22 protein-coding genes are annotated in these 24,919 nt (G+C 71.7%); 11 read left to right on the forward strand and 11 right to left on the reverse strand.

Annotation, left to right across the window (positions count from 1 at the left end):
* Positions 1-10 precede the first annotated feature (10 nt).
* The 4 genes from ACZ43H_RS01700 to ACZ43H_RS01715 all read right to left on the reverse strand — a co-directional run bounded on the left by ACZ43H_RS01700 (position 11) and on the right by ACZ43H_RS01715 (position 7,276).
* Positions 11-3,397 (reverse strand): pyruvate carboxylase, encoded by a 3,387-nt coding sequence (locus ACZ43H_RS01700; protein WP_464587246.1) that lies wholly within the window; start codon positions 3,395-3,397, stop codon positions 11-13.
* Between the two features lie 83 nt (positions 3,398-3,480).
* Positions 3,481-4,950: a PH domain-containing protein gene (locus tag ACZ43H_RS01705; RefSeq protein WP_464587248.1), complete on the reverse strand. Its 1,470-nt coding sequence runs from the start codon at positions 4,948-4,950 to the stop codon at positions 3,481-3,483.
* A gap of 7 nt (positions 4,951-4,957) precedes the next feature.
* Positions 4,958-5,446 carry a PH domain-containing protein gene (locus ACZ43H_RS01710; protein WP_464587250.1) on the reverse strand — a complete coding sequence of 163 codons (489 nt, stop codon included), beginning with the start codon at positions 5,444-5,446 and terminating at the stop codon, positions 4,958-4,960.
* Positions 5,447-5,467: 21 nt separating this feature from the next.
* Positions 5,468-7,276, reverse strand: coding sequence for an acetyl/propionyl/methylcrotonyl-CoA carboxylase subunit alpha (locus ACZ43H_RS01715; protein ID WP_464587251.1), 1,809 nt, complete (start codon positions 7,274-7,276; stop codon positions 5,468-5,470).
* A 189-nt stretch (positions 7,277-7,465) separates the two neighbouring features.
* On the opposite strand from ACZ43H_RS01715, the gene ACZ43H_RS01720 reads away from it, so the two are divergent.
* From ACZ43H_RS01720 to ACZ43H_RS01755, 8 genes are all read left to right on the forward strand, one after another.
* Positions 7,466-8,503 (forward strand): metallophosphoesterase family protein, encoded by a 1,038-nt coding sequence (locus ACZ43H_RS01720; RefSeq protein WP_464587253.1) that lies wholly within the window; start codon positions 7,466-7,468, stop codon positions 8,501-8,503.
* 86 nt (positions 8,504-8,589) lie between these two features.
* Positions 8,590-9,102, forward strand: a complete 513-nt coding sequence (locus ACZ43H_RS01725) for a SigE family RNA polymerase sigma factor (RefSeq protein WP_464587255.1) — start codon at positions 8,590-8,592, stop codon at positions 9,100-9,102.
* Entirely contained in the window at positions 9,099-10,304 is a 1,206-nt protein-coding gene (locus tag ACZ43H_RS01730) for a hypothetical protein (RefSeq protein WP_464587256.1), read from the forward strand. The genes ACZ43H_RS01725 and ACZ43H_RS01730 overlap by 4 nt, the downstream gene beginning before the upstream one ends.
* Positions 10,305-10,363: 59 nt before the next feature.
* Positions 10,364-11,551, forward strand: coding sequence for an acyl-CoA dehydrogenase family protein (locus ACZ43H_RS01735; protein WP_464587258.1), 1,188 nt, complete (start codon positions 10,364-10,366; stop codon positions 11,549-11,551).
* 40 nt (positions 11,552-11,591) lie between these two features.
* A complete protein-coding gene (locus ACZ43H_RS01740) occupies positions 11,592-12,830 on the forward strand; it encodes a glucose-1-phosphate adenylyltransferase family protein (RefSeq protein WP_464587260.1) in 1,239 nt (412 codons plus the stop codon).
* A gap of 75 nt (positions 12,831-12,905) precedes the next feature.
* Positions 12,906-14,300, forward strand: coding sequence for an OFA family MFS transporter (locus ACZ43H_RS01745; RefSeq protein ID WP_464587261.1), 1,395 nt, complete (start codon positions 12,906-12,908; stop codon positions 14,298-14,300).
* Positions 14,297-14,398: an MFS transporter small subunit gene (locus ACZ43H_RS01750; RefSeq protein ID WP_464587263.1), complete on the forward strand. Its 102-nt coding sequence runs from the start codon at positions 14,297-14,299 to the stop codon at positions 14,396-14,398. Before ACZ43H_RS01745 ends, ACZ43H_RS01750 begins: the two co-directional genes overlap by 4 nt.
* A 75-nt stretch (positions 14,399-14,473) precedes the next feature.
* Positions 14,474-15,025: a GtrA family protein gene (locus ACZ43H_RS01755; RefSeq protein WP_464587265.1), complete on the forward strand. Its 552-nt coding sequence runs from the start codon at positions 14,474-14,476 to the stop codon at positions 15,023-15,025.
* On the opposite strand, the gene ACZ43H_RS01760 is transcribed toward ACZ43H_RS01755, so the two are convergent.
* Both ACZ43H_RS01760 and ACZ43H_RS01765 read right to left on the reverse strand, forming a co-directional pair.
* On the reverse strand, positions 14,970-15,521 hold the full coding sequence (locus ACZ43H_RS01760) for a Maf family protein (RefSeq protein WP_464590714.1): 552 nt from the start codon (positions 15,519-15,521) through the stop codon (positions 14,970-14,972). The two genes, ACZ43H_RS01755 and ACZ43H_RS01760, sit on opposite strands and share 56 nt — an antisense overlap.
* A gap of 58 nt (positions 15,522-15,579) precedes the next feature.
* Entirely contained in the window at positions 15,580-16,197 is a 618-nt protein-coding gene (locus ACZ43H_RS01765; RefSeq protein WP_464587266.1) for a TetR/AcrR family transcriptional regulator, read from the reverse strand.
* 76 nt (positions 16,198-16,273) lie between these two features.
* On the opposite strand from ACZ43H_RS01765, the gene ACZ43H_RS01770 reads away from it, so the two are divergent.
* The 3 genes from ACZ43H_RS01770 to ACZ43H_RS01780 are packed head-to-tail and all read left to right on the forward strand — an operon-like array spanning position 16,274 to position 19,899.
* Positions 16,274-17,692: a DHA2 family efflux MFS transporter permease subunit gene (locus tag ACZ43H_RS01770; RefSeq protein ID WP_464587268.1), complete on the forward strand. Its 1,419-nt coding sequence runs from the start codon at positions 16,274-16,276 to the stop codon at positions 17,690-17,692.
* Positions 17,693-17,749: 57 nt separating this feature from the next.
* The gene (locus tag ACZ43H_RS01775; RefSeq protein WP_464587270.1) at positions 17,750-18,772 is read left to right on the forward strand and encodes a glycoside hydrolase family 6 protein; all 1,023 of its coding nucleotides are present in this window, start codon (positions 17,750-17,752) and stop codon (positions 18,770-18,772) included.
* 29 nt (positions 18,773-18,801) lie between these two features.
* Positions 18,802-19,899, forward strand: a complete 1,098-nt coding sequence (locus tag ACZ43H_RS01780) for a response regulator transcription factor (RefSeq protein ID WP_464587271.1) — start codon at positions 18,802-18,804, stop codon at positions 19,897-19,899.
* A 52-nt stretch (positions 19,900-19,951) separates the two neighbouring features.
* On the opposite strand, the gene ACZ43H_RS01785 is transcribed toward ACZ43H_RS01780, so the two are convergent.
* The 5 genes from ACZ43H_RS01785 to ACZ43H_RS01805 all read right to left on the reverse strand — a co-directional run bounded on the left by ACZ43H_RS01785 (position 19,952) and on the right by ACZ43H_RS01805 (position 24,900).
* Positions 19,952-20,488 carry a P-loop nucleotide/nucleoside kinase family protein gene (locus tag ACZ43H_RS01785; RefSeq protein ID WP_464587273.1) on the reverse strand — a complete coding sequence of 179 codons (537 nt, stop codon included), beginning with the start codon at positions 20,486-20,488 and terminating at the stop codon, positions 19,952-19,954.
* Between the two features lie 44 nt (positions 20,489-20,532).
* Positions 20,533-21,264: a hypothetical protein gene (locus ACZ43H_RS01790; RefSeq protein ID WP_464587275.1), complete on the reverse strand. Its 732-nt coding sequence runs from the start codon at positions 21,262-21,264 to the stop codon at positions 20,533-20,535.
* 11 nt (positions 21,265-21,275) lie between these two features.
* Positions 21,276-22,763, reverse strand: coding sequence for a glycosyltransferase family 2 protein (locus ACZ43H_RS01795; protein ID WP_464587276.1), 1,488 nt, complete (start codon positions 22,761-22,763; stop codon positions 21,276-21,278).
* Between the two features lie 143 nt (positions 22,764-22,906).
* On the reverse strand, positions 22,907-23,134 hold the full coding sequence (locus ACZ43H_RS01800) for an acyl-CoA carboxylase subunit epsilon (protein ID WP_464587278.1): 228 nt from the start codon (positions 23,132-23,134) through the stop codon (positions 22,907-22,909).
* A gap of 158 nt (positions 23,135-23,292) precedes the next feature.
* Entirely contained in the window at positions 23,293-24,900 is a 1,608-nt protein-coding gene (locus ACZ43H_RS01805; protein WP_464587280.1) for an acyl-CoA carboxylase subunit beta, read from the reverse strand.
* Between the last annotated feature and the right edge of the window lie 19 nt (positions 24,901-24,919).

Genomic DNA, 24,919 nt, shown 5'->3' on the forward strand with positions numbered 1-24,919 from the left:
GCGGGACCGGCTACCCGAGCACGAGCACCAGGTCGCCGCCGTCGACGGCCTGGGTGTCGTGGAGCGCGAGGCGCTGGACGGTGCCGGCGACGGGTGCGGTGATGGAGGCCTCCATCTTCATGGCCTCGATGGTGGCGACGGTGTCGCCGGCGGCCACGGTGTCGCCCTCGGCGACCACGATGGTCACGACGCCCTGGAAGGGTGCCGCGATCTCGCCGGGCCGGCTGGGGTCGGCCTTCTCGGCCGCGGCGACCTCGGAGGCGACGTTGCGGTCGCGGACGCTGACGGGGCGCAGCTGTCCGTTGATGGTGGCCATCACGGTCCGGAAGCCGCGCTCGTCGGGCTCGCTGATGGCCTGCACGCCGAGGATCAGGGTCTTGCCCTCGTCGATCTCGACCGCGTGCTCCTCGCCGTGCCGCAGGCCGTAGAGGTAGTCCATGGTCGCGAGCGCCGAGACGTCGCCGTAGGTCTCGCGGGACTCGGTGAACTCGCGGGTGGGGCCGGGGAAGAGCAGCTCGTTGAGGGTGCGGCGGCGGGTCGTCTCGCCGGCGGCGAGGCCGGCGGCCTGCTCCTCGGTCAGCTTCTCGGCCGGTGCCTTCCAGGTGCGTCCCGCGAGTGCCTTGGTGCGGAACGGCTCGGGCCATCCGCCGGGCGGGTCGCCCAGCTCGCCGCCCAGGAAGCCGATCACCGAGTCGGGGATGTCGAAGCGGCCCGGGTCCTGCTCGAACTCGGCCGGGTCGGCGCCGACCGCGACGAGGTGCAGGGCGAGGTCGCCGACGACCTTGGAGGACGGTGTCACCTTCACGACGTTGCCGAGGATGGCGTTGGCCGCCGCGTACATGTCCTCGATCTGCTCGAACTTCTCACCCAGCCCGAGCGCGATCGCCTGCTGGCGCAGGTTGGAGAGCTGGCCGCCGGGGATCTCGTGGGTGTAGACCCGGCCGGTCGGGGAGGGGAGCCCGGACTCGAAGGGCGCGTAGACCCGGCGGGTGGCCTCCCAGTAGGGCTCGAGGGCGCAGACGGCCTGCAGGGACAGGCCGGTCTCGCGGTCGCTGTGGTCGGTGGCGGAGACCAGTGCCGAGAGCGGGGGCTGGGAGGTGGTGCCGGCCATCGAGGCGGTGGCGGCGTCGACGGCGTCCACACCGGCGTCGATCGCCGCGAGCAGGGTCGCGAGCTGGCCGCCGGGGGTGTCGTGGGTGTGCAGGTGCACGGGCAGGTCGAACCGCTCGCGCAGCGCGGTGACCAGGGTGCGGGCGGCCGGGGCGCGCAGCAGGCCGGCCATGTCCTTGATCGCGAGCACGTGCGCGCCCGCGTCGACGATCCGCTCGGCGAGGTCGAGGTAGTAGTCGAGCGTGTAGAGCTTCTCGTCGGGGTTCGAGAGGTCGCCGGTGTAGCAGAGGGCGACCTCGGCCACCGCGGTGCCGGTGTTGCGGACGGCCTGGATCGCCGGTCGCATCTGCTCGACGTCGTTGAGGGCGTCGAAGATCCGGAACACGTCGATGCCGGTGCGGGCGGCCTCCTCGACGAAGGCGTCGGTGACCTCGGTGGGGTAGGGCGTGTAGCCCACGGTGTTGCGGCCGCGCAGCAGCATCTGCAGGCAGATGTTCGGGACCGCCTGGCGCAGCTTGGCCAGCCGCTCCCACGGGTCCTCGGCGAGGAAGCGCAGCGCCACGTCGTACGTCGCGCCGCCCCAGGCCTCCAGCGACCACAGCTCGGGGGTGGTCCTCGCGACGTGGCCGGCGACCGCGAGCAGGTCGCGGGTGCGGACCCGGGTGGCGAGCAGCGACTGGTGCGCGTCGCGGAAGGTGGTGTCGGTGACCGCGACACGCTGCTGGCCGCGCAGGTGCCGCGCGAAGCCCTCGGGACCGAGCTCGAGCAGCAGCTGCCGCGAGCCGTCGGGGGCGGGCACGTCGAGGTTGACGTCGGGGAGCTTGGTCACCGGGTCGACGCTGACCGGGGCCGGGCCGTGCGGCTGGTTGACGGTGACGTCGGCGAGGTAGCGCAGCAGCTTGCTGCCGCGATCACCCTTGCCGCGGGCCGCGAGCAGCTGCGGGTGGGTCTCGATGAAGGAGGTGGTGATGTTGCCGCTCGCGAAGTCGGGGTCCTCGAGCACGGCCTGCAGGAAGGCGATGTTCGTGGACACGCCCCGGATGCGGAACTCCGCCACCGCCCGGCGGGCCTTCTCCACGGCCTTGTCGAACGTGCGGCCACGGCAGGTGAGCTTGGCCAGCATCGAGTCGAAGTGGGCCGAGACCTCCGCGCCGGTGTAGGTCGTGCCGCCGTCCACGCGCACGCCCGACCCGCCGGGGGAGCGGTAGGTCGTGATCTTGCCGGTGTCGGGACGGAAGTTGTTGGCCGGGTCCTCGGTCGTGATCCGGCACTGCAGCGCCGCGCCGCGCAGCACGATGTCGTCCTGCGAGAGCCCGAGGTCGGCCAGTGTCTCGCCGGAGGCGATCCGCAGCTGGGACTGCACCAGGTCGACGTCGGTGACCTCCTCGGTGACCGTGTGCTCGACCTGGATGCGGGGGTTCATCTCGATGAAGACGTAGTTGCCCTCCGGGTCGAGCAGGAACTCCACGGTGCCGGCGTTGCGGTAGCCGATCTCCCGGGCGAAGCGCACCGCGTCGGCGCAGATCCGGTCCCGCAGGTCCGGGTCGAGGTTGGGTGCCGGGGCGATCTCCACGACCTTCTGGTGCCGGCGCTGCACCGAGCAGTCCCGCTCGAAGAGGTGGATCACGTTGCCCTCGCCGTCGGCGAGGATCTGGACCTCGATGTGGCGCGGGTCGACCACGGCCTGCTCGATGAACACGGTGGGGTCACCGAAGGCGCCCTCCGCCTCCCGCATGCAGGTCTCCACGGCCTCGCGCAGGTCGGCCGGGTCGTCGACCCGGCGCATCCCGCGGCCACCGCCACCGGCGACCGCCTTCACGAACAGCGGGAAGGGCAGGTCCGAGGCCGACTCCACCAGGGCGCCGACATCGGTCGAGGGGGCCACCGAGGCCAGCGTCGGCACACCCGCCGCCTTGGCCGCGGCGATCGCCCGCGCCTTGTTGCCGGTCAGCGTGAGCACCTCGGCGGTCGGCCCGATGAACGTGATGCCGGCGTTCGCGCACGCCTCGGCCAGGGCCGGGTTCTCCGACAGGAACCCGTATCCGGGGTAGACCGCGTCCGCACCCGCCCGGACCGCGACCGCCACGATCGCCTCCGGGTCCAGGTAGGCCCGCACCGGGTGCCCGTGCTCACCGATCTCGTAGGCCTCGTCGGCCTTGAGACGGTGCTCGGACCACCGGTCCTCGTAGGGGAAGACCGCGACCGTGCGCGCCCCGACCTCGAACGCCGCACGGAAGGCCCGGATCGCGATCTCGCCACGATTGGCCACGAGCACCTTGGAGAACATGGCGTCGAGGCTAGCGGCGCCGAGGGTCCCGTGGCTCGGCGTCCGGACTGGCGAGACACCCGGGCGGGGTTGCCACGCCCGGCTCAGGCGGTGAACTGCCCGAGCAGGCCGGGCACCGCGGCCGCGGCGAGGTCGACCGCCACCGGTTCCGGTACGTCGGGCAGGGTCACCGCCTGCCGGCCGCCTGCGGTGGTGGCGACCAGCGTCGAGAGGCCGGCCCGGCGCTGGAAGAAGGTGGACCGGAAGGTCCACCCGATGACGTCCCGCGTGTCGAGCGCGTGGCGGCAGCGGTCGAGGCTGCCCGACCGGGCCACCAGGTGCCCCGCCACCAGGGCGTGCCCGAGACCGCGAGCGCGATCGAGCGCCAGGACCAGCGCGGCCGGGACGGCGAGGAGCGCCGGGGCCAGCAGCCAGGCCGGGGCGTCCGCGAGCAGGACGAGCAGCAGCACGAGGAGGACGACCCCGGCCACCGGGCCGAGTGCCCGGGTGAACCGCCGTCTCCGCGCCTGCGGACCGTGGCCGACCAGCGCGGAGTCCACCGGTCCGGCGGTGCCGAGCACCTCGCGGGCGACCCTGAGCACCACCGGGCGGGGAGCCGCCGGGACGAGCAGCGAGCTGCCCTCCTGCCTGCGGTCCAGGCCGGTGACGATCGCCGAGGCCCGGCCGCCGCCCGCCAGTCGCAGCGGCAGTGGCTCGTGGATGCTCACGCCCGCCACGCGCTCGTCGTCCAGGCTGGTCTCCCGCGTGGTGAGCAGGCCGCGGCGGAGGTGCCAGACGCCCTGCGCGTGGTTGAGGGTGAGGCCCCAGTTCGCCACCAGGTAGCCGGCCACGGAGAGCGCGGACACGACGACCGCGAGCCCCACGACGCCGACCGGCACCACGGTCCACCACGACAGGGCGGTGGTGTCGTCGAGCAGTGCCCCGCTGTCGAGCCGGTCCCACAGCCCGAAGGTGTTCATGCCCTGGGCCGTGGCGCCCAGCACGCCGGCCGCGACCACCAGGCCGGCGCTGGTGAGCGGCGCGAACCGGATCCAGGAGGGGTCGAAGGAGACGACGAGGCGTTCGGCCGGACCGCGCTCGGCGCCGTCCGCGGTCGGGGCGAGGTGCATCAGGTCCTCGCGGAGCCGGCGGGCGCGGGCCAGCGGCAGGCCGTCGAGGTCGAGGCGGTCCTCGTCGTCCGAGGAGGCGGTTCCGGTCCCGATCCGGACCGTGGTGAGCCCCAGCAGCCGGTGGATGGGGGAGGAGGTCAGGTCGACGGTGCGCACCCGGTCCAGGGGCGCCGACAGGAGGTGTCGGTTGAGCAGCCCGCGCCGCAGCTCGACCCGGCCCGGGGTGATCCGGAAGCTGGTGGTGACGTAGCGGAGCACCCCGAGCCCGATCGGAACGGCGATGCCCACCAGCTGCCACGGGAGGTCGCTCCCGCCGGTGGCGTTGCCCGCGAGGAGCAGGCCGACCAGGACGGGGAGGAACCGGAGCAGCTCCCGCACGGGGTGGACCAGCAGCATCCGCGCGTCGAGACGCTGCCACCGGCGGTCGCGGGCGAGCTCGCTCATCGCGGTCTCACGTCGCGTCGCCGGCGACCGCGTCGGCCTTCAGGGTGAGCTCGTCGACCAGCAGCCGGGCCCGGTCCCGGTCCAGCCCAGCGATCTCGAGCGCGCCGGCGGAGGATGCCGTCGTGACGGTGACACTGGCCAGCCCGAACAGCCGCGCCACAGCGCCCTCGGAGTAGTCGACGGTCTGGATCCGCGACATCGGGGCGATCCGTCGTTCCCGGGTCCACCAGCCCGTCTGGGTGTAGACCGCGGTGTCGGTGACCTCCCACCGGTGCACCCGGTAGCGCCACTCGGGCACGACCACGGCGTACGCCGCGAGCGCGGCCACCACCAGCGCCAGGTGCCACCACCGCAGCTCGAACCAGCCCCAGACCGGGCCGGCCAGCAGGAGCACCGCGAGCACGACGGCGCTCTGCACGAGGGCGCCGACCCGCCACATCGACCGGGCCCGCGGACTGACCCGCTGACCGGGGTCCCGGAGTGCGGGGGCGTTCACGAGTCCGAGGCTACGACCCGCTCAGTCCTTGAGCTCGCAGATGACCGCGCCGTTGGTGACGGTGGCGCCGACCTCGACCTGCAGGCCGGTGACGGTGCCGGACTTGTGGGCCTTGAGGGGCTGTTCCATCTTCATGGCCTCCATGACGACGATGACGTCGCCCTCGGTGACCTCCTGGCCCTCCTCGACGGCGATCTTGACGATGGTGCCCTGCATGGGGCTGGTGACCGAGTCGCCGCCGGCGGCCGCGCCGGCCTTCTTGCCGGCGGCGCGCTTGGGCTTCTTGCCTCCGCCGTTGCCGGTCGAGGGGCCGCTGCCGAGACCGCCCAGGCCGGCGGGGAGGACGACCTCGAGGCGCTTGCCGCCGACCTCGACGACGACCGTGTGCCGCTCACCGGGCTCGTCGGCCTCGGCGGACTCGCCGCCGTAGGGCTCGATCTGGTTGTCGAAGTCGGTCTCGATCCACTGGGTGTAGACGGTGAACTCGCCCTCGCCGGTGGGGTTCGACGCGCCGACGTAGGCCGGGTCGGAGACCACGGCGCGGTGGAAGGGGATGACGGTGGGCATGCCGTCGACGACGAACTCGTCCAGGGCGCGGCGGGAGCGTTCGAGGGCCTGGGTGCGGTCGCGGCCGGTGACGATGAGCTTGGCGATCAGGGAGTCGAACGAGCCGGGGATCGTCTCGCCGTTCTCGTAGCCGCCGTCGACGCGGACGCCGGGGCCCTGGGGCGGGCTCCAGGCGGAGAGGGTGCCGGGGGCGGGCATGAAGTTGCGGCCGCCGTCTTCTGCGTTGATGCGGAACTCGATGGAGTGGCCGCGGATCTCGGGGTCGTCGTAGCCGAGCTCCTCGCCGGCGGCGATGCGGAACATCTCGCGGACCAGGTCGATGCCGGTGACCTCCTCGGAGACGCAGTGCTCGACCTGGAGGCGGGTGTTGACCTCGAGGAAGGAGATCGAGCCGTCCTGGGCAACCAGGAACTCACAGGTGCCGGCGCCGTGGTAGCCGGCCTCCTTGAGGATCCGCTTGGAGGACTCGTAGAGCTCGGTGAGCTGCTCCTCGCTCAGGAACGGTGCGGGTGCCTCCTCGACCAGCTTCTGGTTGCGGCGCTGCAGCGAGCAGTCGCGGGTGGAGACCACGACCACGTTGCCGTGCTGGTCGGCCAGGCACTGGGTCTCGACGTGGCGCGGCTTGTCGAGGAACTTCTCGACCAGGCACTCGCCGCGACCGAACGCGGTGACCGCCTCGCGGACCGCGGACTCGTAGGCGTCGGGGATCTCCTCGAGGGTGCGGGCGACCTTCAGGCCGCGGCCGCCGCCGCCGTAGACGGCCTTGATGGCGATGGGCAGGCCGTGCTCCTGCGCGAACGCGACGGCCTCGTCGGCGTCCTCGAGGGGGTCCTTGGTGCCCGGTGCGAGGGGGGCGTTGGCCTTCACCGCGATGTGCTTGGCCCGGGCCTTGTCGCCGAGCGCCTCGATCGCGGCCGGCGGCGGCCCGATCCAGGTCAGCCCGGCGTCGAGGACGGCCTGGGCGAAGTCGGCGTTCTCGGCGAGGAACCCGTAGCCGGGGTGCACGGAGTCGGCCCCGGACTTCTCGGCCAGCGCGATGATCTTGGCGATGTCCAGGTAGGACTCGGCCGGGGTCGCCCCGTCCAGGGAGTAGGCCTCGTCGGCCAGCCGCACGAACAGCGCGTCGCGGTCGGGGTCGGCGTAGACCGCCACGCTCCCGATCCCCGCGTCCTTGCAGGCGCGGATCACCCGCACCGCGATCTCGCCGCGGTTGGCGACGAGCACCTTCCGCAGCTGCTTGACCTCAGGCTTGCTGTCCGGCACCTGGCACTCCTGCTCTGACGGTGGTTGCTGATCGGTCTCCGCAGCGGAGAGTATCGCCACGCCCCCGCGAAGTCTCCGGAGGTCTCACCTCGCCGGACGTCGCCTTTGTCTCAGTTCACACCGCGATCACCGGCCATTCACGTGGACCGGGCACGGTCGGAGCACTGTCGTCTGCCTCGGAGGATCGCCATGCGTCGTGCGCGCACCATCACCGTCCTGACCACCCTCACCCTCGCCCTCGCGGTCGGCGGGGCCGCGCAGGCCGGGGTCGGCAGCCAGGGGGACAGGTCCGACCAGCCCGGAGCCGGTTACTCCTTCGCCGTGATCGGCGACGTGCCGTACGGTGCGGACCAGCTGGCGGCGTTCCCCGGCTGGATCCAGCAGATCAACGAGGACCCGGCGGTCCGGTCGGTCGTGCACCTGGGAGACATCAAGAACGGCTCCTCCGTCTGCAGCGACGACTACTTCCGGCTGATCCGCCGCGACTTCGACACGTTCGAGGACGGGCTGGTCTACACGCCGGGCGACAACGAGTGGACCGACTGCCACCGCGCCAACAACGGCGCCTACGACCCGCTCGAGCGGCTCGAGAAGGTGCGCGAGGTCTTCTTCGACCGGCCCGGCCGCACGCTCGGGCAGGACCCGTTCCCGGTCGCCTCGCAGGCCGACCGGGGCTTCCCCGAGAACGTCACCTACCGGCGCGCGGGCGTCACCTTCGTGGCGGCGAACGTGACCGGGAGCAACAACGGGCTGCAGCCGTGGGAGGGACTGGGCAACACCGAGTCGACCCCGGAGCAGCGGCGGGCCGTCGCGGAGCGCACGGCCGCCGACGTCGACGAGCTCCGCGCGGCGTTCGCCGGCGCGCGGGAGCGGCACGACCGAGGGGTCGTGGTGATGCAGCAGGCCGACATGTTCGACCCGACGTACACGCCCACCTGGGACGACATCAGCGCCTTCCAGCCGTGGGTGCAGGCCCTGGTCGACGAGGCGTCGCGGTTCCGAGGCCCGGTGTACCTCCTCGACGGCGACAGCCACGTCTACAACACCGACCGCCCGCTGGCGACCGGCTCCTCGTGGCTGTCGACGTACCGCGTGCACGGGGCGGCGGACAACCTGACCCGGGTGACGGTCGACGGCTCGTCGAACAACACCGACTACCTGCGGGTGACCGTGGGTGCGCCCGGCCGCCCGTTGCTGAGCTGGGAGCGCGTTCCCTACGCCGGCTGACCGACCGGTCTAGACCGAACCTGGCCACCCAACCCTTCGTCGTCGTGGCGACCTTTCACTGGTCGAGGGGCGACGAGGAGGGTGGCATGGGCGAGGACGAGGACTTCGCACTGTTCGCCGCCGCGCGGTGGTCGACGCTCTACCGGCTGGCCTACCTGCTGACCGGCTCCCGGCCGGCGGCGGAGGACCTGCTGCAGGTCTCCTTGGAGACGGTCTACGTGAAGTGGTCGCGGGTGCGTCGGATGGAGGCCCCGGACGCCTACGTCCGCAAGGTGATGGTGAACGCCGCCGTCGCCGGCCGCCGCCGTCTGGCCCGACGGCGAGAGGTCCTCAGCGACCGCACGCCGGACCTGCCGAGCTCCTCGCCCGAGCAGGGGGTCCTCGACCACCAGCTGCTCTGGCCGCTGGTCTGCGCGCTGCCGTCGCGGCAGCGGGCCGTCATCGTGCTGCGGTTCTACGAGGACCTCACCGAGGCTGCCGTTGCCGACCTGCTGGGCTGCTCGGTCGGGACGGTGAAGTCACAGTCGCACGACGCCGTGCGGGCGCTGCGTCGGGGGATCGCGGCGGCCGGCGACCGAGAGGTGGTGAGCGAGTCGTGAGCATGGACCAGGACCTGCGGAACACGCTGGCACGCGCGTCCGAGGGGCTCGCGGTGCCCGAGCCCGACCTGCCGGGCCTGCTGGCGCGCGGGCGGCTCGCCGTACGCCGCCGCTCCGCCGCCCGGCGCCGGGCCCTGCTCGCGGCGGCCGTGATCGCCCTCGTGCTCGGGGTCGGGGCGGCGTTGTCGCTCTCGTCGTTGCGCGACCCGGGACCGGCCGGGGGGCCGGACCCGGCCCCCGAGCCCGGCCTCGGGCTCCGGGACCTGCCCCGGGGTGCCCCGCCGACGATCCCCTACTGCACCGGTGCCGACCTCGTCACGGGGACGGGTGCACCGGTCTCCGGGGGGTGCCAGACCCTCGTGCACCGGGGTGGTTCGACCATCGGCTTCGACGACGAAGGGGTCCGCCTCGTCGACGACGGCCGGCTCACCCTCCTCGACCCTCGCCGGCCCGGTCCCTGGGTGCCCGCGCTGAGCCAGGACGGACGGTACGCCGCGTGGATCACCTCAGCCGGCTCCGTCGGTCGGCTGCTCGTCTTCGACCTGGTCCACGCGACGCGCGTCGCCTCGGTCGAGCTGCCGACCGGGCAGGTGTGGGTCCCCGGCATCGACGAGCTGGGCAGGGTCTACGTGGTCAACTTCGAGAACACAGGGCAGACCTGGGTGTTCGACATCCGCTCCGGTGCGATGGGGAGGGTGCGTGGGATGCCCTTCTCCCGGGGTGGGAACGCCACCTACGTGACGGCGGACGGACTGGCCCTGCGCGACAGCTTCTACTTCGACACGGGGGAGAAGACCTCGACGTCGGTCGAGGGCGTGGTCACGCCCGACCGGCGCTTCGTCTCCCGCGACGTCGTGCCCGTCGGGTGGTCGTCCTGGTCCACGGACCGCCGACGCGTGGTGCAGGAGACCCGGGACGGGTTCTGGGTGCAGTCCGCGGGCGACCTCGACCACCACGTCCGGCTGCAGGTCCCGACGGACGGGCGCGTCGCCGCCTCGCCGGTGTGGGAGTCCGACGACACCGTGCTGATGAGCTTCGACCCGACCGCCACGCCCGGCTCGACCGTCGGAGACCCGGACCAGGGCTTCGGGATGCCGACCCGGAGGACCTGGACGCTGCGTTGCGAGGCGGACTCGGGGGAGTGCGAGGTCGCCCTCGGCCCCGGCAACGGTGGCGACGTACGAGGGTCGATGTACCGCTGAGGGGCGAGGTGTCCTCGCGTGGTTAACAAACGCTAACCAAGCGGGCTAGCATGGCGCCCATGACGTACGAGCTGAGCCGTGAGCACGAGGAGTTCCGCCGCAGCGTCCGCGAGTTCGCGGAGGCCGAGATCGCGCCGCACGCCGCGCAGTGGGACCGCGACCACCACTTCCCGGTCGACGTGGTGCAGAAGATGGGCAAGCTCGGCCTCTTCGGCCTCACCGCCCCGGAGGAGTTCGGCGGCATGGGTGAGGACGGTGACTTCACCAGCCTCTGCGTCGCGATCGAGGAGATCGGTCGCGTCGACCAGTCGATGGGCATCACGCTCGAGGCGGCGGTGGGCCTGGGCATCAACCCGATCCTCACCTACGGCACCGACGAGCAGAAGCAGACCTGGCTGCCCGACCTGGTGGCGGGGGAGCGGCTGGCCGGCTTCGGCCTGACCGAGCCGGGTGCCGGTTCCGACGCCGGGGCGACCCGCACCAAGGCCGAGCTCGACGGCGGCGAGTGGGTCGTCAACGGCTCGAAGCAGTTCATCACCAACTCCGGCTCGGAGATCACCAGCGTCGTCACCGTCACCGCCCGCACCGGCACGCGGGAGAACGGCAAGCCCGAGATCTCCACGATCATCGTCCCGAGCGGCACGCCCGGCTTCACCGCCGAGAAGCCCTACGACAAGCTCGGCTGGCACGCCTCCGACACCCACCCGCTGAGCTTCGAGGACGTGCGCGTCCCCGAGGCGAACCTGCTCGGCGAGCGGGGCCGCGGCTACGCGCAGTTCCTGGCCACGCTCGACGACGGCCGCGTCGCGATCGCCGCGCTCGCCGTCGGCTGCATCCAGGCCTGCCTCGACATGAGCCTGCAGTACGCCGGCGAGCGGCAGACCTTCGGCGGCCCGATCGGGCGCAAGCAGGGCCTGGCCTTCCAGATCTCCGACCTCGAGGTCATGCTGCACGCCAGCCGACTGCTGACCTACCGCGCGGCCGCGATGAAGGACGCCATGGACCGCGGCACCGGCGGCTCCATGAAGGAGTTCAAGCAGGCCGCGGCGGTCGCGAAGCTCTACACGACCGAGTCGGCCGTCACGGCGACCCGGATCGCGACCCAGGTCTTCGGTGGCTACGGCTTCATGGAGGAGTACCCGGTCGCGCGGTTCTACCGCGACGCCAAGGTGCTCGAGATCGGTGAGGGCACCAGCGAGGTCCAGCGGATGCTGATCGCCCGGGGGCTCGGCCTGCCCGTGGAGTGACGCCCGGCCGGGCGTCACCGGCCGCGTGCGAGGATGCCGCATGAGTCGTTCGCGAGTCCTCGCCATCGTCCAGGCCGGCGGCGCCGGCGGCCGGATGGACGTCCTCACCCGGGAGCGGGCCAAGCCCACCCTGCCCTTCGCGGGGGTCTACCAGCTGGTCGACTTCCCGCTCTCCAACCTCGTCCACTCGGGCGTCACCGACGTCTGGCTGTCGGTGCAGTTCCAGGGCTCCACGCTCGAGGAGCAGGTGGCCAACGGCCGGCCCTGGGACCTCGATCGCACGCGCGGCGGCCTGCGGCTGCTGATGCCCCAGGAGGGGACAGGCAGCCTCGACGAGGAGGGGTTCGCCCGGGGCAACGCGGACGAGCTCTTCCGGATCCGCGACCAGGTCGCCGACCTGGACCCCGAGCTGGTCCTCGTGATGAGCGCCGACCACGTCTACCGGTTCGACTACCGCGACGCGATCGCCACGCACCACGCGCACGACGCCGAGCTCACCATCGTCACCTCCGAGGTGCCGCTCGCCGAGGCGAGCGACCACGCGACGGTCGAGGTCTCCACGGACGGGCGGGTGACCGGGTTCGCCTACAAGCCCGAGGAGCCCCGGACCCCGACCGTGGCCACCGAGGTGTTCGTCTACGACGCCCGCGTCCTGGTGGAGGTCCTCGAGGAGCTGCACCGCGAGCTCTCGGCCGACGACGAGATCGGTGAGGACCCCGGTGACACGGGCCTGGGCGACTTCGGTGATCACCTGGTTCCGCGTCTGGTCGAGCGGGGCCGGACCGTGGCCCACGCGCTGCCCGGCTACTGGCGCGACCTCGGCCAGCCGCACCTCTACCTGCGCGCGCACCACGACCTGCTGGACGACGACCTCGGAGTCCTGGCCGAGCCCGGCTGGCCGATCCTCACCCGGCAGCCGCAGCGGGTCCCGGCACGCGTGCTCGACGGCGGCGTCGTCTCCGACAGCCTGCTGAGTCCCGGAGCCCGGGTCGCGGGCCTGGTGCACCGCAGCGTCCTGGGTCCCGGCGTGGTGGTCGAGCAGGGAGCGGAGGTGCACGACAGCGTGGTCCTCGCGGACACCGTGGTCCGCGCCGGCGCGCGGGTGCACTGGTCGGTGGTCGACACCGGGTGCGAGATCGGCGCCGCCGTCGTCGGCGAGCCGGACGTCGACCTCGACGCCGGTCCCGACCGGGTGACGCTCGTCGGGCGAGGGTCGACCGTCGCCGCCGGGAGCAACCTGGCGGCCGGCGCGCGCCTGGAGCCGGGCACCTCGGCCTGACGGCGGCCCCGGGCGGCAGATGATTGAAATGTTGGCCACCGGGTATGACCACCGTCATACAACCGGAGGTGTCTCGTGGTCCCTGCCCGCCTGTCCCGTGAGAGAACCGTCGCCGGAGCGGGGTACAGCCGCTGGCTGATCCCGCCCGCGGCGCTGGCGGTGCACCTGTGCATCGGTCAGGTCTACGCCACCAGCGTCTACAAGACGGCTCTGGTCGAGCACTTCGACACCAGCCTGACCGCCGTCGGCGTCATCTTCTCGATCGCGATCGTGATGCTGGGGCTCTCGGCGGCCGTCGCCGGGACCTGGGTCGACACCAACGGACCGCGCGCGGCGATGACCGTGGCGGCGCTGTTCTGGAGCGTCGGCTTCCTCGTCGCCGCCCTGGGCATCGGCTCCGGGCAGCTGTGGCTGGTCTACCTCGGGTACGGCGTCATCGGGGGGATCGGGCTCGGAATCGGCTACATCTCGCCGGTCTCGACGCTGATCAAGTGGTTCCCGGACCGGCCGGGCCTGGCGACCGGGATGGCCATCATGGGCTTCGGCGGCGGCGCGCTGATCGCCAGCCCGCTCAGTGCCCGGCTGATGGCGCTCTACGACTCGTCGTACGACGCCACCGACCCGACCTCGGTGCCCGACGGGCACGCCGTGATGCTGCTCTTCGTCACGCTCGCCGTGGTCTACCTGTGCTTCATGCTCTTCGGCGCCTTCACGGTCCGGGTGCCGGCCGACGACTGGAAGCCGGAGGGCTGGGACCCGGCCGAGGTGGCCGAGAAGTCGTTGGTCACGACCGCCAGCGTGTCCGCGAGGAACGCCCTGCGCACGCCGCAGTTCTGGCTGCTGTGGGTGGTGCTCTTCTGCAACGTGACCGCCGGGATCGGGATCCTCGAGCAGGCGGCACCGATGATCCAGGACTTCTTCCGCGACGGCGACGGCTCCAGCGTGAGCGCGGCCGCCGCGGCGGGCTTCGTCGGTCTGCTCTCGATCGCCAACATGACGGGTCGCTTCGTCTGGTCGACCACGTCGGACCTGATCGGGCGCAAGCCGATCTACGTCCTCTACCTCGGGGTCGGGATCGGCCTCTACCTGCTGCTGGCGCTGGCCGGGTCCGGCTCCACCGCGCTGTTCGTCCTGCTCGCCGCGGTGATCATCTCCTTCTACGGCGGCGGCTTCGCGACCGTCCCGGCCTACCTGCGCGACCTGTTCGGCACCTTCCAGGTGGGCGCCATCCACGGCCGACTGCTCACCGCGTGGTCCGCAGCGGGCGTGGCCGGGCCGCTGATCGTCAACAGGTTCCTCGACGCCCAGGGCACGCCCGGCGAGCTGGTCGCCGCCGACTACCGCCCGGGTCTCCTGACCATGGTGGGCCTGCTGGTCGTGGGGCTGGTCGCCAACCTCCTGATTCGCCCGGTCGACTCCCGCTTCCACGAACCCGGCCGGCGCACCGAGCGAGAGGAGGCCGCGGCATGACCGCGCGCATCGTGAGTGCCTGGGCCCTGGTCGGCATCCCGCTCGCCTACGGCGTGGTGGAGACCGTCCGCAAGGCGGTGACACTCTTCACCGGTTGAGCTGCGCCGCGCCCGGCGCGGCGACATGGCAGGTGCTGCCGGTGATGCGGTAGTGCATTCGTTAGCCTTGGGCCCATGGGCAGCCGGTGGCAGCGGGTTCTCGCTGAAGGCGGCCGGTTCCTCGCGGTGGGGGGCGCGGCCACGCTCGTGGCCCTGGTGATCTTCAACTTCCTGGTCCACGGGTTCAACACCGCGCACCGGGCCCTCCTCGAGGACCACGTCATCTGGGCCTACGTCGTCGCCAACACCGTCGGCATGGTCGTCAGCTATCGCGGCAGCCGCAGCTGGGCCTTCCGCGACCGGCCGCCGCGGCACGCCGACGGCGGTCGGGCCGCGTTCCTGGTCATCAACGTCCTGACTATGTCGCTGCCGATCGGCTGCCTGTGGATCAGCCGCAACGTCCTCGGTCTCGACGACCCGTACTCCGACAACATCTCGGCCAACGTGATCGGTCTCTTCTTCGGCCTGGTGGCCCGGTTCTACCTGTTCCGGACCTTCGTGTTCAGGCGGCCGGCACACCTGCCGCACCTGACGCTGCCGCACTCCCCGCTGGGGGACCCGGGCGAGCCGGTCATCGAGACCACAGACTCGTCCACGTGTGTCCGAGCTCGGCGACCAGGTCTCTGACCAGCGGCAGGCTCACCCCGACCACGTTGTGGTGGTCGCCCTCGATGCCGGTGACGAACGCCCCGCCGAGGCCGTCGACGGTGAACGCACCCGCGACGTGGAGCGGCTCGCCGGTGGCGACGTACGCCGCGATCTCGTCGTCGCTCAGGTCGGCGAAGTGCACCGTGGTCGACGCGGTCGCCGCCACGACCCGGCCCCCGGCCGTCTCCCGCAGGCAGTGACCGGTCCGCAGGATCCCCGAGCGGCCGCGCATCGAGCGCCAACGCTGCTCTGCCTCGGCCGCGTCGGACGGCTTGCCGAGGGCCTCACCGTCCAGCTCGAGGACCGAGTCGCACCCGAGCACGAGGGCGGGGTGGGGGAGGTCCGAGCGGGCCGCGACGGCCGCGCACTTGAGCTCGGCCAGCTGGAGCGCGAGCTCGGCGGGCGGCAGCCCGTCGAGCTGGGACTCGTCGACGCCGGAGACGATCACGAGCGGGTCGAGCCCGGCGCTGCGCATGGTCGCGAGGCGGGCGGGTGACGCGGAGGCGAGGACCAGGGCGGGCACGCGAGGGAGCCTAGGGCACGTCCGAGCCGGTGGACGCCGCGATGAGCGGCAGCGAGTCGCCGAACGCGCAGGCCGTGAGTGCCGCCAGCGAGCCGGACTCCGCGCGGTGCTCGGGGGCCTGCATGGCGATCATGACGTTGAGCAGCATGCCCTGCGCGATGAAGTCCCGAGCCCGGTCATCGGTGCACCCGGTGCTGCGGATGACGTCGAAGATGCCCGCCATGCCCTCGCGGGCCGCGGCGCCGATCTCCTCGGTGCCGGCGGCGGTGAAGCCGTGCATCATCACCAGGAGGAAGTCGCGGTCGGCCAGCAGGTCGGTGTACGCCGCGCCGAGGCGCTCCCAGTCGGCCTCGCTGTCGGGATCGAACGGGCGCTCGGCCAGCACTCCCTGGAAGGCGGCCGCGATCCGGCCGGTCGCATGCGTGAAGACCTCGAGGAACAGGTCCAGCTTGGTGCCGAAGATCCGCACCACGTAGGGCTGGGAGACCCCGGCCTCCTTGGCGACCGCGTCGGTGCTGGTGCCGGCGTAGCCGCGGCGGGCGAACGCGCGGGTCGCGGCGTCGAGGACCAGCTGGCGTCGGTCCTCGGCGCTCATCCGGGAGGCGGGCGCGGTGGTGCGGGAGGTCATGGTTGACAGGTTATCACTCGATTACTTATCGTCGAGGTCTAAGTAATCATTCAATGCCTTCTTCGCAGGAGCTCCCATGTCCGTCCTCGAGTCACCGGCCGCCCCGGCGGTGGTCGCCGCGCCCGCCGCCCGGCGGGTCCCGCTCTGGGTCGCCCTCGTCGCGACCTCGCTGCCCATGTTCATGGCCACCCTGGACAACCTGGTGATGACCAGCGCGCTCCCGGTGATACGCGCCGACCTCGGCTCGTCGGTCGGTCAGCTCTCGTGGTTCATGAACGCCTACACGCTGAGCTTCGCGACGTTCATGCTCACCGCCGCAACGCTGGGTGACCGGCTCGGACGGCGTCGGATGATGCTGGTCGGCATCACCGTCTTCACCGTGGCCTCGATCGCCTCGGCACTGAGCAGCTCCTCGGAGGCGCTGATCGCCGCGCGGGCCGTCCAGGGGCTCGGGGCAGCCGCGATCATGCCGCTCTCGCTGACCCTGCTCGCGGCCGCGGTGCCTCCGCAGATGCGAGCCGCGGCGATCGGCATCTGGGGCGGCGTGTCCGGTCTCGGGGTCGCCCTCGGTCCGGTCATCGGGGGCGCGGTGGTCGAGGGCGTCAGCTGGCAGGCGATCTTCTGGCTCAACGTGCCGGTCGCGCTCGTGGCCGTGCCGCTGCTGCTCGTCGCGGTGCCGGAGTCCCGCGGGACCTGGCAGCGGCTGGACCTGGTGGGCGCCGGGTTGCTCGGCGGTGCCGTGTTCCTGGGGATCTGGGGGATCGTGCACGGCAACGACGACGGCTGGACCGCTGCCGGGGTGCTCGGCCCGCTGGTGGCCGCGGCCGCGCTGGTGCCGGCGTACCTCCTGTGGGCGCGCGGCCGCAGCCACGCGGTGCTCCCGCTGCGGCTCTTCGGGTCGCGCGGCTTCTCGGTGGCCAACGTCATCGGCCTGACGTTCACGATCGGCATGTTCGGCACGGTGTTCCTGCTGGCGCAGTACCTCCAGATCGTCCAGGGCTACACGCCCCTGGAGGCCGGGTTGAGGACCCTGCCGTGGACGGCCGCCCCCATGGTCGTGGCGCCGATCGCCGGCGCGATCGCCGGGCGCACCGGGCTGCGGTCGCTGCTCGTGACCGGCCTGGTCCTCCAGACCGCCTCGCTGGCGTGGTTCGCCGCGCTGACCGAGAGCGGATCGGCGTACGGGTCCTTCGTGCCGCCGCTGCTGCTGGCCGGAGTCGGCATGGGCCTGACCTTCGCGCCCTCCGCGACCGCGGTGCTCGACGGGCTGCCGGAGTCCGACTTCGCGGTGGCGAGCTCGGCCAACTCCACGGTGCGCGAGTTCGGGGTGGCGCTCGGCATCGCCCTGCTCACCGCGGTGTTCCTCGGCAACGGCGGGGAGCTGACGCCGATGGGGTACGACGGCGCCATCGGCCCCGCGCTGCTCACCGGCGCCGCAGCCGTGGCGGTCGCGGTGGTGGCTGCGCTCTTCGCCCCCGGGCGGTCACGCGGCTGAGCCGCCGGCTCGGGCATGATGACGCCCGACCAGCCATGAGAGCCGAAGGGGTGCCGGGTGACCGACACGAAGTCCACGCGTCCCCGCGGTCTCGTGCTGGTCGGCGTCGTCGTGCTGGTCCTCCTCGTCGTCGCGGCCGCCGGGGGAGTGCTCGTCGCCCGGGCCAAGCACGTCGGGCCGTGGCAGCGCGACCCGCAGGACCTTGACCGCTACGCCGCGCAGGGCGGGTTCGCCGACCCGGACTCGGGAGCCGCGCAGGCGGCCCGGCAGGCGACCGCCGACGGGGACGACCGGGCGGCCGACGTCTTCGGCCGCCTCGCCGCGGTCCCGTCGGGGATCTGGCTCACCCCGGAGCAGTATCCCGCCGGCCAGGTCGGCCCCTACGTCTCCTCGGTGCTGGCCGAGGCCGACGAGCAGGACGCGGTCGCGACGCTCGTCGTCTACGGCGTCCCGGACCGCGACTGCAGCGGCGGCTACTCCGCGGGTGGTCTGGCCCAGGACGAGTACGCCCCGTGGGTGCAGGAGATCGCCTCGGCGGCCTCCGACCACGACAGCGCGGTCGTCGTGCTCGAGCCGGACGCCCTGGCGGCCGCGGTCTCCTGCGGTGACGAGAAGGGCAGGGTCGCGCTGATCGGTGACGCGGTCGCCCGGCTGCGCGACGCGGGTGTGACGACGTACGTCGACGGAGGTCACTCCAACTGGGTCTCGCCGAGCAACATGGCACGGCTGCTGCGCGAGGTCGGCGTCGGCAAGATCCGCGGGTTCGCCACCAACGTCGCGAACTTCCAGACCGACCTGGACGAGCAGTCCTACGCCGAGCGGGTCAGCGAGCTGAGCGGTGGCGGGCACTACGTGATCGACACCGGACGCAACGGCAACGGCTCGACGGACGACTGGTGCAACCCCCCGGGTCGGGCCTTCGGGACCAAGCCCGGGTACGTCGACGACGGCAGCCGCCTGGACGCGTTCTTGTGGGTCAAGCCCCCCGGCGAGAGCGATGGTGAGTGCGGCGGAGGCCCCACCGCGGGGGAGTTCTGGCCGCAACGCGCTCTGGAGATGGCAAGCGAGTCCGGGTGGTGACGGGCCCGGGGATTGTTAGCATCCACCCCATGCCTGGGGATGAGTGGGTCGCCGTGATCATCGAGGACGACCCCGACGTGCGTGACCTGATCGACATCGTCCTCACCCAGTCGGGCTTCCGGACGATCGTCACGGAGGACGGTCCGACCGGGGTCGAGGCGGTGCGCACCCACAACCCGCTGATCACGACGCTGGACGTGAACATGCCCGGCATGGACGGTTTCGCGGTCGCCAAGCGGTTGCGTGAGTTCAGCAGCACCTACCTGATCATGATCACGGCGCTCGCCGACGAGATCGACGTGGTCCAGGGGTTCGAGGCCGGCGCGGACGACTACCTGGTCAAGCCGTTCCGACCCCGCGAGCTGCGCGCCCGGGCCGACTCGATGCTGCGCCGGCCCCGGTCGCGCAACGAGGTCCCCTCGGGCTGGAGCGACGAGCCCGCCGCGGCCACACCCCCGCCGCCGCCCACGCCGGAGTCGTGGGCAGCCGCCGCTGCCCGCGACCTGCTGACCAACGCATCGCCCGCGCCGGCGCGGCAGCCCGAAGCGCCGCAGCAGCCTCAGGCGCCGCAGCCCGTCCAGCAGCCGGTCCAGCAGCCGCAGCCGGTCGAGCAGCCGCAGCCCGTCGAGCAGCCGCAGCCGGTGCAGCAGCCACCACGCGTCCAGCAGCCGGTCGAGCCGACGCCCCTCCAGCCCGGACCGGTCCGCGCGACGCCTCCCGAGCAGCCGGTCGGGCCGGCGCCGGCTCCGACCCCCGTGGTCGCGGTGGCGCACGCTTTCGGGGCGGCCCGTGTCGACGGGGCCTGGCTGAGGTTCAGCGATCTCGCGCTGAACTCCGAGAGCCGGGTCGTCACCGTCGGCGGTGGCGCGGTCGAGCTCAGCCGGCCCGAGTTCGACCTGCTGGCCTCGTTGCTCGGGACCGGACGCCGGGTCCGCAGCAAGGCCGACCTGGTCCTCACCATGCGTGGGCAGCAGTACGTCACGTCGTACTTCGTCAACGAGGCCGACAAGCGGTCCGTCGAGGTCCACATCGCCAACCTGCGGCGCAAGCTCGGCGACGACGGCGCGGTGCCCCGCTACATCGAGACCGTGCGCGGGGTCGGCTACCGGATGGCCGAGGCCGCCTGAGCCCGACTCGGTGGCCGGCGCGGTTCTTCGCGGTCCCGGAGCGGGCCGGGCCTCAGGAGACGGCCGGCGGCCAGCGATGGCCGCGCCACGCGTCCCAGGTTGCGAAGCCGGCAGGTGGGTCGCCGACCGGCTCGCTGCCGTCGAGCTCACCGGGCGTCGGTACGTCGATCCTGGTGGCCCACTCCGTGAGCTCCTCGTCGGACATCGGCCAGCTCGTGTGCGGAGCTCGGGCCTGGCGCTGGCGGAGCCGGCTGCGCTGCTCCGCCGGGTCGAGCTCGAAGTAGTGGATCTCCACGCCCGCGCCGCGGTCCGCGGCTGCCTGTCGCAGGGCTGAGCGCTCGTCCCGGCTCCAGAGCCCGTAGTCGATGACGACGCTGGTGCCGAGCTCGAGCGCGCGCAGCGCGACCTCGATCAACCGTCCCTCGATCACGGCCTGGGCCGAGGGCGGGTTCTCGTGCCCGTAGAGGGCCTTGACCCACTCGTCCTTCGTGAGGCGAAGGGCTCGCCGGTCCACCTCCAGCCGCCGCGCCCCGGTGGTCTTCCCGGTCCCCGGGAGCCCCACGGTGAGGAAGAGTGTCGGTCCGTCCATCAGCACCCCTGTCCGAGCGAATGCCTCATGATGTCCGACGTCGGTCAGTTGGCGTCGACCGGGATCGAGGCGACCGAGGTGGGCTTCTTCGACTCGAAGATGGCGATCGGGACGGTCTGCCTGATCTGGCGCCGGTAGAACTGGCTCGAGCCGGGTGCCCGCTGGATGTTGACCGTCGCGGTGAACATCAGGTCGAGGCCCCGGGTGTCCAGGGACATCGGACCGATCCGCTGGTTGCGCAGCTCGAAGGCGCCCTTGGGTGAGGTGATGATCATGCCGTAGGGCGTGGTCACCGGCTCCGGGTCGAACGTGACGTCCTTGGCGACGGCGTCCAGCTCGTAGGGGTGCTGGGTCCTGCCGCCCCCGGTCGTCTTGGTCCGGGAGGTCACCGTGACGTGGCTGAGGTAGACCTTCCGCTTGGTCGCGAAGGGGTCGCGCAGCTTCCGGTTCAGGTCGTAGGCCTGGAACGTGAACGAGAAGAACTTGTTGCCGCGCGGGTACCACTCGTTGGTGCGTGGCGTCGACTTGGTCGGGTAGAGCGTGTAGACGAAGTCGAGCCCGTTCACCTTGACGTGCGACTGGAAGGTGCCGTCCCTGGTGAACTGCGAGTCGTACGGAGCGGGCGTGGCCACGGCCGGCTTCGGCGACGAGGCGTCGGTCGAGTCGCCCCCGCCGAGACCGAGGGCCCCGCAGCCGCTCAGTGCTGCCTGCAGGACGCCCAGCAGCACCGCCACGGTGACCAGACGGGCGGCCCGAGTCTTGCCGGTCCTCGTCATCGGTGTTCCTCTCATGCCTGGTAGCCGCGGTAGCGGCGCATCGACTTCAGCAGCATCCACGCGGTCTGGGCGATGGTGATCACGCCCAGGATCGGCCAGCCGATCGCCAGGATGTCCGACTGGGTCTGGATCGGGACCTGCGCCCACGCCACGCCCGCTGCGACGAAGAACAGCAGGAGGGCCACGAACGGGTAGAGCCAGGCGATGCCCTTGCCGCGCTCCGCCTTGGCCTGGGCGGCCCAGTTGTCGGTCTGCTGGCGGCTGAAGAACTTCAGCCACGCGCGCACGAAGTGCCCCATCCGGATGATCATGTAGAGCTCGGCGGGGAACAGCAGCAGCACGAAGAGGTAGTCCTTGATGTTGCGGAACCTCATCGAGTGCGCGACCCGGAAGTTCAGCAGCACGGCCGCGGTCGGGGGGATCAGCCACCACGCCCGGAAGACGAACGCGTGGATGGAGAGCGCGCCGAAGAGCAGCAGGAAGAACATCAGGCGGGTGGTCATGTTCACGACCATCGACATGTGCTCGAACCACCGCAGCCGCAGGTTCGGGTGGAAGGGCTGGCCACGGGTGTCGCCGCGCTGACCGGGCCACATCAGGTCGATCGCGCCGAAGTTCCACTTCACCTGCTGCGCGTCCAGGGAGCGCAGGGTGGTCATCCCACCGACGTGGGCTCGCGCCTGGGCGCTGATCTTGGTCAGGTAGCCGGCGCTCTTGATCTGCAGCGAGAGCAGGGAGTCCTCGACCTCGCTGTCGTTGACCCACGGCGTGCGCTGGTGGCTGTCGCGCATCACGTCGCGCAGCGCCTGGGTGGAGAAGATCGAGAACTGGCCCCCGAGCACGGCCATGTTGCGGCCCTTGAGCATGTTCTGCATGTTGAAGGCCGCGAACTGTGCCCGCTGCCCGGCGATCAGGAACTTCGCCATCAGGCCGTCCATGGCGCTGTCGTCGATGCTGTAGATCGCGGAGATGCCGCCGATCCGGTCGTCGCTGGCGATCTCGTTGACCAGGTGCTCGACCGCGTCCGGCTCGGGGGTGGTGTCCCCGTCGACGCCGAGCAGGTAGTCCATGGTCTCGACCAGGGAGTAGCCGTAGTTGAGGGCGCCGACCTTCTTGTCGGGGTTCTTGCCGATGTCGTGGATGTAGATGACCGTGCTCTGCTCGCCCGACGGGGTCATCCGGGTGTGCGGGCCGGCGTAGTGCGAGGCGATCTCGACGGAGTCGTCGCTGCTGTTGTTGACGATGACGTGGATCGTGTCCGGGATCCGGGTCTGCTGGAGCAGCGAGTCGAGCACGCCCGCGATGGTCTCGGCCTCGTTGTAGGCGGGGATGACGCAACCCACGGTGGGGCGGTACGTCGGGATCGAGTCGACCTCGTCGAGGAACTGGTCGGCGTACGCCGCGAGGGTGGGGTCGGGGACCCGGACGTAGGAGGCCTCCGGGTCGGGCATCCGCGCCGGCGGCACCACCGCGCCCGGGGCGACGTCTTCCGGTGTCACGATCCTCGTCTCCAGTCAGGTCGGCCGGAGGGAGCTGCCCGCCCGGTTCATCCCCCAGTCTGGGGATGCGAACTCAAGTCACGACGGCCAAACCGCAAAGTTCTGCCGTGTTTTTCCTCAAGAAGCCGACGACGGGGTCGCCCTCAACGCGGCAGGCCGCTGGCACGCCAGCCGCCGGGTCCGTGGGGGTGGTTGGCTCGCAGCTTGCGGTGGTGGGACTGCCACTCGGGGCTGCGCCGCGGCGCCGGTGCCTCGCCCTCGCCGAAGGAGGACAGCACCGTCACCAGTGCCGCGATCTCCTCGGGCGTGGCGTTCGGGGTGATCACCCGGAGGACGGGTTCGTTCTCCGGGTCCACTACCTCGTCAGACATCTGCCCTCACCCTTGCCTCTCGTCTCGCCGTCCGCTTCCTGTGCGCCGAGTCGGCGCACGTTGACCTCCCCCGCTGCGCTCCTCCAGTCAACCTGCGCCGACTCGGCGCGGCTGCCATGAAGCCAGGCAACATCCCCCTGTTCGGGCGCTGAGCGCCCTCACAGGGGGATGTTGCCGTGCTTCTTGGCAGGCAGGGTCTCGCGCTTGGAGCGCAGGAGGCGGAGGGCGCGGACGATCTCGACGCGGGTCTCGTGGGGGGAGATGACGGCGTCGACGTAGCCGCGTTCGGCGGCGACGTAGGGGTTGGCGAGGGTGTCCTCGTACTCGGTGATCAGCTCGGCGCGCTTGGCCTCGGGGTCGGCGGCGTCCTTGAGCTCGCCTCGGTAGAGGATGTTGACCGCGCCCTGGGCGCCCATGACCGCGATCTGGGCGGTGGGCCAGGCCAGGTTGATGTCGGCGCCGAGGTGCTTGGAGCCCATCACGTCGTAGGCGCCGCCGTAGGCCTTGCGGGTGATGATGGTGACCAGCGGGACGGTGGCCTCGGCGTAGGCGTAGATCAGCTTCGCGCCGCGGCGGATGATGCCGTTCCACTCCTGGTCGGTGCCGGGCAGGAAGCCGGGCACGTCGACGAAGGTCAGCACCGGGATGTTGAAGGCGTCGCAGGTGCGCACGAACCGGGCGGCCTTCTCGGAGGCGTCGATGTCGAGGGTGCCGGCGAACTGCATCGGCTGGTTGGCCACGATGCCGACCGGGCGGCCCTCGACCCGGCCGAAGCCGACGATGATGTTGGGGGCGAACATCGCCTGGACCTCGAGGAACTCCTCCTCGTCCACGACCGCGCCGATGACCTCGTGCATGTCGTAGGGCTGGTTCGGGGAGTCCGGGATCAGCGCGTCCAGCGCCTCGTCGAGCTCGGAGAGGTCCAGGTCCGCGGGGTCGTCGTAGGCCGGCGGCTCGTCGAGGTTGTTCTGGGGGAGGAAGGAGAGCAGCGCCTTGACGTAGTCGAGCGCGTCCTCCTCGTCGGTGCCCATGTAGTGGGCGTTGCCGGACTTGGTGTTGTGGGTCCGGGCGCCGCCGAGCTCCTCCATCGAGACGTCCTCGCCGGTGACGGTCTTGATCACGTCGGGGCCGGTGATGAACATGTTGGAGGTGCCGTCGACCATGACCGTGAAGTCGGTGACCGCCGGGGAGTAGACGTGCCCGCCGGCACACGAACCCATGATCAGGCTGATCTGGGGGATCACGCCGGAGGCGTGCACGTTGCGGCGGAAGATCTCGCCGTACAGGCCCAGGGAGACCACGCCCTCCTGGATGCGGGCCCCGGCGCCCTCGTTGATGCCGATGATCGGGCAGCCGGTCTTGATGGCCAGGTCCATGACCTTGGTGATCTTCTCGCCGTAGACCTCGCCCAGGGACCCGCCGAAGACGGTGAAGTCCTGGGAGAACACGCAGACCTGACGGCCGTCGATGGTGCCGTAGCCGGTCACCACGCCGTCGCCGTAGGGCCGCTTCTTCTCCAGCCCGAACGCGGTCGAGCGGTGCCGGGCCAGCTCGTCGAGCTCGACGAACGAGCCCTCGTCGAAGAGCAGCTCGATCCGCTCCCGGGCGGTCTTGCGGCCCTTGGCGTGCTGCTTCTCCACCGCCTTGGCCGACCCGGCGTGCACGGCCTCGTCGAGCCGCCGGTCCAGATCGGCCAGCTTGCCCGCCGTGGTGTGGATGTCGATGTCTTCGGGGACGTCGGTGCCCTCGCCCGGCTGTGCGCTCACTTCTGCTGGCCTCCTGGTC

Source organism: Nocardioides sp. DN36, assembly GCF_055380375.1.